Here is a 12,982-nt window from a genome sequence, read left to right as displayed (position 1 = left end):
ATACGAAAAATTAATTTTAACCACTTTTGAAGACTTTTCTAGCTGTATATATGCTTGGTTTTCAGATGAATAGACGAACGTGTTTTACATGCACCGAAAAATGCTAAAAATCAAAAACACAGGGGATAAAGCTTGATTATAAAGTATAAATGGTTCCTTTAAAAAGAAACCATTTATACCCTGCTATAGTGTCAGAACTGATCTTTATAATGGGCTTATTTTCAAAAGGAGGAAGCCGCCTTAATAATAAGATCGCTCACTTCTTCTGCTTTGGATGCAAGTGATGCATGACTCGCGTCTAGATGTATAGTTTCCCGCGGGCGGATCCGGTCTGCCATTTCCTGTTGCGTTCGCGGAGGAATCATATGATCTGCATCTGATACCTGATACCAGCTCGGCTTTGTGCGCCATGCGGGTTCAGCTGCAGGCTCTTCAAAACAGGTCGCATGAATAGGTCGCTGGGCGAGAGATAGCACCAAAGCCTGATCTTCGTCCAGATCGGCACAGAAGTGAGCACGATATTCATCATATTTGATCCATAAGAAACCTTTGCTGTCCGGATAGATACTTGCCGCACCTGCAGGTGCTTCATGTCTTGAAAAAATACGGGACAGGCTTTCTCCGGCATCTGGAGCAAATGCAGCAATATATACCAAACCGATTACTTTCTGATTATTTCCGGCTCCGGAAATTACAGATCCGCCATAGGAGTGACCTACAAGCAGAACTTTGCCTTCCTGCGCATTAATAAGATCGGTTGTACGTTCGATATCATGGGTCAGAGAGGTCAAGGGGTTTTGCGCGCTTCTTACTTGATAACCGGCTTTTACTAAACGAGGGATAACATGTTGCCAGTGAGAACCATCTCCCCAGGCACCATGTACTAAGATAATTGTGAGATCTTTCTTTTCCATTTTTGAAATTTTAGTTTACAATTTTAGTATTCAATGTGTTATCAATCAACAGATTAGAATGTGTATTGTTTGGCAGTATTTATATTTTTTTTAATGATAAAATAAGATGCTTCTCCAACCTGTTAAGTGATTCCGTTATTATGCTGACCTATAGTTGTCCCACTAATTCTCCTGCCTGTAATAAGAAAGATATTGTTTGTACAATGTGCTGTATCAGTCTATTTTATTGATTGTTTTGAACAGGATAGTACGCAGTGTAGCTATTTCTTTTTCACTAAGCGGCTGTAGCGGATTTCTAAGATATCCGGCATCGATTCCCATAAGATGAAGTCCGGCCTTGATCGTGCGGGGAAGACCTTTTTCGACAATAAATTTAAGAAGTTCAGCCTGTTGATAATATAAGCGTTGCGCTTCCGGCAGATTATTCTGACACACAGCCTCGTAAAGCGCTTTGGTCAGATCAGGGATCAGATTGGATGCCGCTGTACACCATCCGGTCGCTCCTGCAGTAAAGGCAGCCAAAGCCAAAGGGTTGGAGCCATTGTAAAAAGCGACATCCTTGCCAAAAGCCTGGTAGAGCTGATGCATACGTTGTACATCCCCTGTACTTTCTTTGATCATCGTTACATTAGGGATCTGCAAAAGTCTTATCAACAAAGAAGGAGACATATCTATTCCGCCCGTCGCCGGATTGTTATAGGCCATGACCGGAATATTTATAGCATCAGCTACCGTTTGGTAATGTCTGAATATTTCGTCTTCCGTGAGCTTCCAGTAGCTCATCGGAATAATCATTACCGCATCTGCACCTGCTTTTTCTGCAAATCTTGCATGATGTACCGTTCTTTCTGTAGTCAGATTAGAAACACCAGCCAGCACAGGAATACGACCTGCCACCTGTTCTACTGTAGCGAGAGTGATAGATTCCTTTTCGGCATCCGTCAGATAGGGCAATACGCCTGTGCTGCCTAATGGTGCGATCGCATGAGAGCCTGTGACGACCAGACGCTCGACTAGTATTTTGAATAAACGGAGATCAACTTTTTCCTGTTGATCAAAGGGTGTAATAGGGTAAGAGACTATACCTTTAAATAGATTCTGATTCATGTATATATTATTGAATTAAAGAGAGAAAGAGCCCTCCGCAGAGGGCATTATTAAATAAGACAAAGAGAGTCGGTGTTAGAGATCGCGACCTTCTTCTTCCCGGAGTGCTACTCCAAGATTCTGAAGTTGAGGGGCATTTTCACAGGCAATGTATTTAGCCGGTTCGGTATCGCTCAGATTCTGATGTCTGTGCCAAGCCCACGAAGGAATGTAAACAGCATCACCCGCTTTCCATTCTACACGTTCATCTTCCACTTCTGTATAACCGGCTCCTTCCAGTACATACAGCACTGTCTCATAGGTATGACGATGTCTGTTCGTCAGTTGACCCGGCAATAGGCCTCCGATAGTCATACTTACATTTTTGCTAGGCAGATCTACAAAAAATACAGGATGTTTGCGTTCAGCAGAAAACTGATTGTGTACACCTGCATTTTCTACATTCTGATGAATTAGCTTTGCCGGTTTGATATAAGCCGGACGGGCAAAAGTTTGGTGAAAGTCTTTTGAACTGAATTGTTTTTCTTCTGTTTTCATATTGACCATATTAAGTTGGTTTTTTGCATTATTGCAATTCAAAATTATGGTATATTTGGACTATATTACTGGTTCAGTTTTTACATAATTTAATAGTCCAGATGATTCGTCCTTGGAATTTAGAAATGCAGTTAGATTTTCAGGCAGAGAAGTCTGTTTATCTGCAGATCGCTGATGCGATCATAGAAGCGATCCGTAGCGGAAGGCTCAAAAAAGGAGAAGCCTTGCCGGGTACAAGATCTTTGTCAGAACATATAGGTGTAAATCGTAATACGGTCGTGGAAGCTGTGAATGTGCTTCAAAATGAAGGATGGATCATCACAAAGGAACGTGCCGGTACCTTTGTGGCAGAAGAGCCTCCGGTTCGTCAGCATAATACGCCGGACCTGGCAGTCCCAGTGAAAACAGATGCTGCACCGGATCCTATCTATACAATCTGCTTTGATGACGGATACCCGGACAGCCGGGTTGCTCCGGTCAAAGAGCTGGCCAGAGCTTACCGGCAGATCTTTAATCAAAAAGCCAGATGGCAGATGATGGGCTATACAAATGCACTTGGTGACGAAGCATTCAGAGCCGCAATAGCCCGAATGCTGAACCATAACAGGGGCATGAAGATCGATATACCTCATATATGCATTACAAGAGGAAGTCAGATGGCTTTGTATCTGGCCGCTCAGAGTCTGATACAAAAGGGAGATTATGTATTGGTCGAAGATCCCGGCTACCATCCTGCTTGGGAGGCTTTTGAACATGCAGGCGCCAGACTATTGCCTGTACGGGTGGATGAGGACGGATTGATCATAAGCGATATTATCAGGCATTTGCAAAGTGGTATATCTATAAAAGCAATCTATACAACTCCCCATCATCAGTATCCAACCACAGTTACACTCAGCCTGTCACGGCGCGCAGAACTTATACGGCTGTCCAATCAGTATGGATTTACAATTATAGAAGATGATTATGACAACGAATTCCACTTTGGCCGCCGGCCTATTCTACCTTTATCCAGTTATAATGAAATTCAGAATTATATCTACATCGGCACAATGAGTAAAGTAGTCGCACCGGCATTGCGCATCGGATATCTGGTAAGTGAAGCCTCTTATATTCAAAAAATAGGAGCTTTACGTAAAATCATAGATGTACAGGGAGATAATATTATGGAACAGGCCGTTCTTCAGCTTATAGAGGACGGAACGATTAAGAAGCATCTTAAAAAAATGACACTTTATTACCGGAATAAAAGAGATACCTGTATCAGATTGCTGGACCAGTATATGAAAGATAAAGCTGACTACCATTTACCAGACGGAGGGCTTGCATGCTGGGTAGTTCCCAGACAGCAGCAGCTTGTCAGAGATCTGGAAGAAAAGCTGAAGGAAAAAGGAATCCGGATATCTGGTCCGGAAAAATATAATCTTGGACAGGATACGCAGGGATTACGTCTGAGCTATGGTGCACTGTCTGAGACACAGCTGGAAGAGGGCATCAGGGTGATAGCAGACTTCTTGTAGCAGTAGAGCAGAAGTATTGATATCATGTTTGTTACATATAGAATGCGGCTGATTAATTTCGTATTTTAGAAGATCTATTTACCAAACTAAAACCTTTACCATGAAACAAATCCCTGTTTTTTTGAGTGTAGTATGCTTATTCCTGTTTTGCAAATCAGAGGTTGATGCGCAGCAGAAATTAGTATATAGCAATGACAAAATTAAGACCGGTGCTGAACAAACGGAAAAATATGTAGACTATTTAAAAGGAAAGCGAGTGGCTATATTGGGAAACCAATCTTCAGTTATCGGAAAAACACATTTAGTAGACAGTCTGCTTGCGCTGAAAATAAATATTGTCAAAATATTTGGCCCCGAACACGGCTTCAGAGGGAATGCCAGTAACGGAACTGAAGTATCGGATGAAGTGGATACGAAGACAGGCATACGTATTATATCTCTGTACGGTGACCGTAGGAAACCCTCTGCGAAAGATCTGGCTGATGTAGATCTGTTTATTTTTGATGTACAGGACATGGGGGTACGCTTCTATACCAATATTAATACATTAAGAGATATTATGGAAGCATGTGCAGATAACGGCAAAGAATTGATGATTCTGGATCGTCCGAATCCAAATGCCTATCTGATTGACGGCCCTATTCTGGATATGAAGCACAAATCAGGAATAGGACAATTTCCGGTGCCTGTAGCGCATGGGATGACTATAGCTGAATTTGCGCAGATGATCAACGGAGAGAAATGGATGAAAGCAAAAACGACCTGTAAGCTAAAGATCATTCCTGTATCTAACTATAACCATAGTATGCTTTATAAGCTCCCCGTCAATCCGTCGCCGAATCTGAATACGGAAGAGAGTATATTGTTATATCCAAGTACCTGTCTGTTTGAAGGGACCAAGCTTAATCACGGAAGAGGCACAGACTACCCATTTACAGTTATAGGAAGTCCGGTATATAAAGGCATCTATTCATTTTCATTTACACCGGTGAGCAAGAAGGGAATGAGCGAATCTCCTTTGTTTATGAACCAGGTATGTTATGGTCTTGACCTGCGCAAGGTGGATCTGGCTAAATTGGTTGCGAGTAAAAAACTGAATCTGGATTGGATGAAAGAACTTTATCGTAAATCTCCTGAAAAATCAGCGTTTTTTGACCGAAGTTTTTCGACACAGATCGGAAGTATTGAAACACTTGCCGGAGTAAGTGATTTTCGCAAACAAATCGAATCAGGAGCAAGCGATCAGGAAATTCGTAAAAGCTGGGAACCCGGACTGACAAATTATAAAAAGATGCGCAAAAAATATGTGATTTATAAAGACTAAATTCTTAACCCGCGTCTGTTGCTGTCCTCACGAACAGTAATACTTTTAATTTCCTGAAAGTCTGGTTAACTTGTCAACACCATAAAAAAACAAAAGAGGCAGTATTATTTATTATAATACTGCCTCTCTCTTGTTATTTTTGATATACTGTTACTTATGATCCGCAAAATAAGCTGTGATATACTTTTTATCTGCCTGGATCTGTTCTTTCATAATTTCAATAGTTTCAAATCTTTCATCGTGTCTTACAAAATGAAGGAATTTTACTTTTAATGTTTTTCCGTAGATGTCTTCATTGAAATCAAACAATGAAACCTCAATATTGCGGGTCATACCGTCGACAGTAGGACGCGTTCCGATATATCCCATTCCTTTAGCTTTCCGGAAAGGAACTTTCTCGGTATACTGACCTGTAAGAACTTCTTCTATTTTGTCGAATATTTCAACCTCTACAGCATAAATTCCGTAAGCCGGAATCAGCTTATGCTTTTCATGCACATGCAGATTCGCTGTAGGGAAGCCTATGGTACGTCCGATCTGATCGCCACGTATTACTGTTCCTGTCAATTCAAACGGGTAACCCAGATATTGATTAGCTGTGTCGATATTTCCCTTGATCAAAGATTCGCGGATCCGTGTTGAAGATACGGCTACATCGTTAATATCCTGTTCAGGAATCTGCTCTACCGTATAATCAAAGATTTCTGCAAAGTGCTCTAACTCAACTAACGATCCTTTTCGGTCTTTACCAAAATGGTGATCATATCCGATCACTATTTTTTTAGTCCCCAGTTTTCCTATTAATACATTACTGATATATTCTTCAGGAGTCTGATTGGAGAAATCGCGGGTAAAAGGAGTGAGAATCAGATGATCTATACCAGCATTGGCCAGATGACATACCTTTTCTTCAATATCATTGATCAGTCTGAGACTATCATCATCAGGATTAATAATCAGCCGGGGGTGAGGAAAGAAAGTTAAGAGAACAGTCTCACCGTTTATTTTCTTTGCAGATTCTTTCAGATGACTCAAAATCTTTTGATGACCTATATGCACGCCGTCAAATGTTCCGATGGTCACTACAGCACAATCCAAAGGTTCAAAGTCGTCTAAATTTCTGTATATTTTCATTAGTTATTAAACTTGTGATGCCGCAAAATTAGAAACTATTCTCGGGTAAAGCTGCAATCAATTGTTTGTTTTGCGTTAATTTTTTTGTGATTTTATCACCTCAATCAGATTTTCCAGATTCCAGGCGTTATCCACATGATAATTACCACTTTTAGTACGGCGAAGTTCACTCAAATGAGAGCCATTGTTTAGTAATTTTCCAAAATCGTTAGCTATAGAGCGAATGTAAGTTCCTTTCGAACATGAAATTCGAAAGGAAACATGAGGAAGTTCTATTTTTTCAATGGCAAAACTATTAATAGTCACTTTGCGGGATTTCAGTTCTACTTCCTCACCGCGACGTGCCTTTTCATATACCCGTTCGCCATTGATCTTAATCGCAGAATGTGCCGGCGGAAACTGGTTGATCTCACCTTCAAACGAACGCGCTGTATCAAAGATCATTTCTTCAGTGATGCCACTGATGTCAAAACGTTGGTCAATCTCTGTTTCCAGATCGTAAGATGGGGTAGTGGCACCTAAAGTGATGATACCGGTATATTCTTTATCTTCAGCCTGGAAAGAGTCAATCTGTTTGGTCATCTTTCCTGTACACACGATCAGGAGACCCGTTGCCAGCGGATCGAGTGTCCCCGCATGTCCGACTTTTAATTTGAGGGGTTTGAGTGTATTTCGAATCTTTCCCACCACATCAAAACTTGTCCAGGTTAGAGGTTTGTCAATCAATAGCATTTGCCCTTCAGCAAAATGAAAAGTTTGGAAATTCTCTGTAATATGGTCTTGCATTAGATGATTTGTAGGCTGTGACCTGTCAATAGCATGATAATGATAATCATGCCGATAATAATTCTGTACCAACCGAAAGCTTTAAAACCGTATTTAGTCAGAATTCCGATAAATGATTTAATCGCAATAATAGCCACAATAAAACCGACAACGTTACCGATAATCAGAAGATTAATCTCTTCCCCTGTAAATGTATTGCCTTCTTTAAAAAATTTTAAAAGTTTAACGGCCGATGCACCAAACATCATTGGTAAAGCCAGAAAGAAAGAAAATTCTGCTGCTGCTTTGCGGGTTAATTTTTGTGTCATACCTCCGACAATAGTACTTGCAGAGCGTGAAGTGCCGGGTATTAAGGCCAGACACTGGTAAAGACCAATCTTGAATGCCTGTGCATACGATATCTCATCAGAATCGTCTGTAGAAGGTTTATTGAACCATTTGTCGACAAACAATAAGATAATACCACCGATAACCAGCATTACCGCAACCATGAGCGGACTTTCTAACCACTGATCGATATAATCATTCAGCAACAAACCCAGTATAGATGCCGGAATAGCAGCGACTACAAGTTTGTAATAGAAGGTCAGGGATTTGAAAAAGCGCTTGTAATATAAAACCAGTACAGATAGAATGGTTCCCAGTTGAATAACGATAGTGAACAGTTTGACAAACGGTGTAGGCTCAATCCCCATCAATGCCGTTGCAATAATCATGTGCCCGGTTGAGGAAACAGGCAAAAATTCGGTCAGGCCTTCGATAATGGCCAGGACGATAACTTCAATTAAATTCATGCCTGTATTATATGTTCTTGTTCTTAGGTCTGTACAATATGGCTACAAAACCTATTGCGAACCCTAATACAACAACAATGGGAGCTAATGTAATTTTAGTGAAACTATAGATGTCCGAGCTTCCGGACATCAGAAAGAAACCAATAATAACGATTGCTACACTCGCAGCAAATAACTGATAATTAATCTTTCCAAAAACAAAACCTCCAGTATAATTTCCTGCTTTTGCAGTAGAAGATTTTGTCGTTTTATTCGTTTGAGCCATAAGGGTAATTAGAATTAACGGTATAGACTGTGTGATTTAGCTTTTAGATATTTGGTAACAGCAAAATAAGTACTTAAGCCTGAGATCAGTATTCCTAAGACAATGACAACAAGGAAAATCGCACCAAACTCATACCAGTTGCGCAAAAATACCAGTTCTGGAATTTGTTTTTGCGAAAACTGAAGAGTGAACAGGAGCAAGAGAATAGCGATCAGTGCACCTAAGAGTCCGTGCACAATTCCGTATATGATATACGGCTTGCGGATAAAGTTTTTAGTAGCTCCTATAAGCTGCATACTCTTAATCAGGAAACGCTGTGAATAGATCGCCAGACGAATTGTGTTGTTGATCAGCGCTACAGCAATAATCAGCAGGATGACAGTAAAGGCAAGTACAACGATACTGATCACTTTAATGTTTTTATTGACCATGTCGATCAGGGATTCCTGATATACGACCTCTTTTACTTTGCTGTTGTTGGATACTTTTTTAATAAAAGTCTCAATACTGTCCGTATTGGCATATTGCTCTTTCAGATATACATCAATAGAAGGCAGTAAAGGGTTATGTCCGAGAAATTCTACGAAATCTTCTCCAAGATCCTCTTTCAGGTTCTTTGCTGCCAGTTCTTTACTGATATATTCCGTACGTAATACGTAAGGATCTTTTTCAATATCTTTTTGCATAGAAAGTACATCTCCCTCTGTCGTTGCATCATTCACAATAACATTAAGGACGATATTTTCTTTTACATATTTGGAAAGATTTCGTGCATGAACAAGAATAAGACCTAAAAGTCCGGTCATCAACAGCACCAGTGCAATACTGATAACGGTAGAGACATATACTGATTTCGTTTTTTTCTTGGTCGTGCTTAACTCGTAACCTGACATAAGCAATTAAATTATTTGTTTGCGAAAGTAAGGAATTGCACTGATTTTACGAATATTTATTGCAATTACTTCCTTTTTGTATGATTATTATTACTGATATTCTCCTGTTATGTTGCCCTGTGGCAAAGCCTGCCAACACAATCATTAACTTCTAATATCCTTAAATATTGTTTAAACTACAAATCTTTTATTATATAGGACTAAAATCGTAATTTCGCATTTCTTAAATATTTCCTTATTCATCAAATGGAGTACAATCATAAAGCATTAGAGAAGAAGTGGCAAAGATTTTGGGCTGATCAGCATACCTTCAGATCGGCAGATTCACAGGACAAACCCAAATATTATGTATTGGATATGTTTCCTTACCCGTCAGGTGCGGGTCTGCATGTAGGGCATCCGCTTGGATATATAGCCTCTGACATCTTTTCAAGATATAAGCGTTCAAAAGGTTTTAATGTTTTGCATCCTATGGGATATGATTCCTTCGGGCTTCCGGCCGAACAGTATGCAATTCAGACAGGACAACATCCGGCCATCACGACAGAGGCCAATATCAACCGTTACCGTGAACAAATGGATAATATCGGGTTCTCTTATGACTGGAGCCGTGAGATCCGTACCTCAGAACCGGATTATTACAAGTGGACACAGTGGATCTTTATGCAATTGTTTAACTCCTGGTATAACAATGAATTGGATAAAGCCGTATCTATTGATACATTAGTTGAGCATTTCGAAAATGTGGGATCCAAAGGCATCAATGCGGTATGTGATGAAGACATTCTTGAATTTACAGCAGATGAATGGAAGGGATTTGATGAAGAGAAGCAACAACGTGAACTATTAAAATACCGTATCGCTTATCTGCGCGAAAGCACGGTCAACTGGTGTGCTGCCTTAGGAACGGTATTGGCCAATGATGAGGTGATTAATGGGGTTTCTGAGCGCGGAGGCTATCCGGTAGAACAGAAGAAAATGATGCAATGGTCTATGCGGATCACGGCATATGCTGACCGCCTGCTTCGCGGCCTGGATACAATAGACTGGCCTGAGCCTTTGGTAGAGATGCAACGCAACTGGATCGGTAAATCTGTAGGTGCTTCTGTCAGATTTCCGTTGCCACAGTTGGATAATTATATTGAAGTCTTTACAACAAGGGTGGACACTATTTTTGGTGTTTCTTTCGTGGTGTTGGCTCCTGAACATGAATTAGTGGCTGCTTTAACAACTCCTGATCAGGAATCCGAGGTAAAAGCATATATAGATAAGACAAATAAGAAGTCTGAACTGGATCGTATGGCGGATACAAAGACCGTATCCGGAGCATTTACAGGTTCTTATGCCAAACATCCGATTACAGGGCAAGACGTGCAAATCTGGATTGCTGATTACGTGCTGGCCAGCTATGGTACCGGAGCTGTAATGGCTGTACCATCTGGAGATCAGCGGGATTATGTATTTGCGAAGCACTTTAACCTTCCGGTTATTCCGATTTCAGATACACAGCAGATCGAGGAAGAAGCCGATCCGAATAAAAACGGACGCTATATCAATTCAGACTTTATTAACGGTATGAATTATCAGGAAGCTGTACCGGCTTTGATTTCCAAACTAGAAGAGCTTAAACTCGGTAAAGCCAAGATTAATTTCCGCATGCGGGATGCTATATTTGGCCGTCAGCGCTATTGGGGTGAACCGGTACCGGTATATTTCAAAAACGGACTTCCTTATCTCATTAAAGAAGAAGAATTGCCTTTGCTACTTCCTGAAGTAGATAAATATCTTCCAACTGAAACAGGTGAACCTCCTTTGGGAAGAGCCGAAGATTGGAAATATGAAGATCAGTATGAGTATGAATTGAGTACAATGCCGGGTTGGGCAGGTTCCAGCTGGTATTGGTTCCGGTATATGGATCCGCAAAATGCAGACGCCTTTGCTTCCAAAGAAGCTGTAGCTTACTGGAAAGCTGTAGATCTGTATATCGGTGGTTCAGAGCACGCCACAGGACATTTGCTCTATTCCCGCTTTTGGAATAAATTTTTAAAAGATATAGGTTATCACAATGAAGAAGAGCCTTTCAAGAAGCTGATCAATCAGGGAATGATTCAGGGAAGATCCAATTTTGTATATCGTATTCTGGATGAAGAGGGAAGAGGTACTAACCAGTTTGTTTCATACGGCCTGAAAGAGCAGTATAAAACGATCGCATTGCATGTGGATGTAAATATTGTCGTAAATGATATACTGAATCTTGAAAAATTCAGACAATTCAGACCTGACTTTGCTGATGCTGAATTTATCCTTGAAAACGGAAAGTATCATTGTGGCGCAGAAGTGGAGAAAATGTCTAAATCCAAGTTTAACGTAGTGAATCCGGATGACATTATTGATACTTATGGCGCAGACACTCTTCGCTTATATGAAATGTTCCTCGGACCGCTTGAACAAGCTAAGCCATGGAATACAAATGGTATAGAAGGTGTATATAAATTTTTGAAAAAGGTATGGCGTCTATTTCATGATACGGAAGGAAACTTTCATGTATCGGATGAAACTCCTGTAAAGGCAGAATATAAAGCATTACATAAAATCATCCGGAAAGTAGAGGATGATATCGAACGTTTTTCATTCAATACATCGGTATCTGCATTTATGATCTGTGTGAATGAACTTACGGAACTAAAATGTAATAAACGTGCTATTCTGGAACAGTTAATTGTCGTTTTACAGCCATATGCACCACATATAGCAGAAGAATTATGGTCCTTGTCTGGTCATGAAGCCGGCAGCATATCCTATGCTCCATATCCTGTATTCAATCCGGAATATCTTGTAGAATCCGAATTTGCATATCCGGTATCTGTAAACGGGAAGATGAAACTTAATCTTCCTCTTGCACTGGATCTGGAAGCGAAAGCTGTAGAAGAGATTGTGTTGGCTAATGCTGATGTACAAAAATATCTGGACGGTAAGCCTGTAAAGAAGGTCATCTTTGTAAAAGGAAAGATCATTAATATTGTCGTTTAATAAATCCCATCTGGTGAGCTGGTGTACAGCTTTGTATATCAGATAATCAGATCTATATTATCGTCTGCTACTGTGAAAAGGTAGCGGACTTTTTTGTGTGCTCAAAAAGTTGTGTTATACATGTCTTTGCATAGGCAGAATGACATTCACGTTAACAGTACTAAAAATGGGTCTAAGTTTATTCTTTATACCCCACCTGCTATCTGTCACTGTATCCACTACGTTTTCAAAAAAAAGTATTCTCCTGCTTTTAAAACTGAACTAAAACGGATAAGCTAAGTCGAATCAAATGTTACAATGTGTTACTGTTACACTATTAATGTTTTTGGGTATTTGTATCTTTTATTTCGTTTGAAGATATTTTGATCATTTCCATTTCACAAATTTGTCTGGCTGAAATTGCAGACTGAAATTAATTGGTTAAACATCTTTTTTGATGGTTTTAACTAATTTTTACGACTTTTTATCAACTGTATTTTTGTGATAGTAATACGTTGCTTATTCTCGGTGTGCTTGTGTTTTTTTATTTTAGTTTAATAAAGTGTTAATTTTAGAGATACATATTATTGTTACAATTTATGTGTTTTTAACTCATTGATTGTCAGTGTTTTGTTACAAAGACTAGTTGTACTTTGTACACTTTGCTTGGATATGTCAAATCAGTTTTTGTAAATTAGA

The 12,982-nt window shown here is 39.9% G+C and carries 11 protein-coding genes; 3 read left to right on the top strand and 8 right to left on the bottom strand.

Translation table 11 applies throughout. The features are described 5' to 3' along the window. Positions 1–221: 221 nt before the first annotated feature. The 3 genes from HMPREF0766_RS08960 to HMPREF0766_RS08950 all read right to left on the bottom strand — a co-directional run bounded on the left by HMPREF0766_RS08960 (position 222) and on the right by HMPREF0766_RS08950 (position 2,558). On the bottom strand, positions 222–914 hold the full coding sequence (locus HMPREF0766_RS08960) for an alpha/beta hydrolase (RefSeq protein WP_002995858.1): 693 nt from the start codon (positions 912–914) through the stop codon (positions 222–224). A gap of 213 nt (positions 915–1,127) precedes the next feature. Next, positions 1,128–2,021 (bottom strand): dihydrodipicolinate synthase family protein, encoded by an 894-nt coding sequence (locus HMPREF0766_RS08955; RefSeq protein ID WP_002995857.1) that lies wholly within the window; start codon positions 2,019–2,021, stop codon positions 1,128–1,130. A gap of 75 nt (positions 2,022–2,096) precedes the next feature. Beyond that, positions 2,097–2,558, bottom strand: a complete 462-nt coding sequence (locus HMPREF0766_RS08950) for a cupin domain-containing protein (RefSeq protein WP_236590481.1) — start codon at positions 2,556–2,558, stop codon at positions 2,097–2,099. A gap of 125 nt (positions 2,559–2,683) precedes the next feature. On the opposite strand from HMPREF0766_RS08950, the gene pdxR reads away from it, so the two are divergent. After that, positions 2,684–4,078 (top strand): MocR-like pyridoxine biosynthesis transcription factor PdxR, encoded by a 1,395-nt coding sequence (gene pdxR / locus HMPREF0766_RS08945; RefSeq protein ID WP_236590482.1) that lies wholly within the window; start codon positions 2,684–2,686, stop codon positions 4,076–4,078. A gap of 100 nt (positions 4,079–4,178) precedes the next feature. Continuing rightward, a complete protein-coding gene (locus HMPREF0766_RS08940) occupies positions 4,179–5,402 on the top strand; it encodes an exo-beta-N-acetylmuramidase NamZ family protein (protein ID WP_002995854.1) in 1,224 nt (407 codons plus the stop codon). Between the two features lie 150 nt (positions 5,403–5,552). Here HMPREF0766_RS08940 and HMPREF0766_RS08935 read toward each other — a convergent pair whose 3' ends face one another. The 5 genes from HMPREF0766_RS08935 to HMPREF0766_RS08915 form a co-directional block, all read right to left on the bottom strand. Then, positions 5,553–6,536, bottom strand: a complete 984-nt coding sequence (locus HMPREF0766_RS08935; protein WP_002995852.1) for a bifunctional riboflavin kinase/FAD synthetase — start codon at positions 6,534–6,536, stop codon at positions 5,553–5,555. Positions 6,537–6,611: 75 nt separating this feature from the next. After that, positions 6,612–7,322: a tRNA pseudouridine(55) synthase TruB gene (gene truB / locus HMPREF0766_RS08930; protein ID WP_002995850.1), complete on the bottom strand. Its 711-nt coding sequence runs from the start codon at positions 7,320–7,322 to the stop codon at positions 6,612–6,614. After that, on the bottom strand, positions 7,322–8,116 hold the full coding sequence (locus tag HMPREF0766_RS08925; RefSeq protein WP_002995847.1) for an undecaprenyl-diphosphate phosphatase: 795 nt from the start codon (positions 8,114–8,116) through the stop codon (positions 7,322–7,324). The genes truB and HMPREF0766_RS08925 overlap by 1 nt, the downstream gene beginning before the upstream one ends. 7 nt (positions 8,117–8,123) lie before the next feature. Further along, positions 8,124–8,381 carry a DUF3098 domain-containing protein gene (locus tag HMPREF0766_RS08920; RefSeq protein WP_002995845.1) on the bottom strand — a complete coding sequence of 86 codons (258 nt, stop codon included), beginning with the start codon at positions 8,379–8,381 and terminating at the stop codon, positions 8,124–8,126. Between the two features lie 14 nt (positions 8,382–8,395). Beyond that, positions 8,396–9,274 (bottom strand): cell division protein FtsX, encoded by an 879-nt coding sequence (locus tag HMPREF0766_RS08915; protein ID WP_002995842.1) that lies wholly within the window; start codon positions 9,272–9,274, stop codon positions 8,396–8,398. Positions 9,275–9,520: 246 nt separating this feature from the next. Between HMPREF0766_RS08915 and leuS the strand changes: the two genes are divergently transcribed. Next, on the top strand, positions 9,521–12,304 hold the full coding sequence (leuS, locus tag HMPREF0766_RS08910; protein ID WP_002995838.1) for a leucine--tRNA ligase: 2,784 nt from the start codon (positions 9,521–9,523) through the stop codon (positions 12,302–12,304). The last annotated feature ends 678 nt before the right edge of the window (positions 12,305–12,982 follow it).

Source organism: Sphingobacterium spiritivorum ATCC 33861, assembly GCF_000143765.1.
GTDB lineage: Bacteria > Bacteroidota > Bacteroidia > Sphingobacteriales > Sphingobacteriaceae > Sphingobacterium > Sphingobacterium spiritivorum.
Note: the sequence above shows the minus strand (reverse complement) of the source record. Positions and strands in the feature narration are given on the sequence as shown.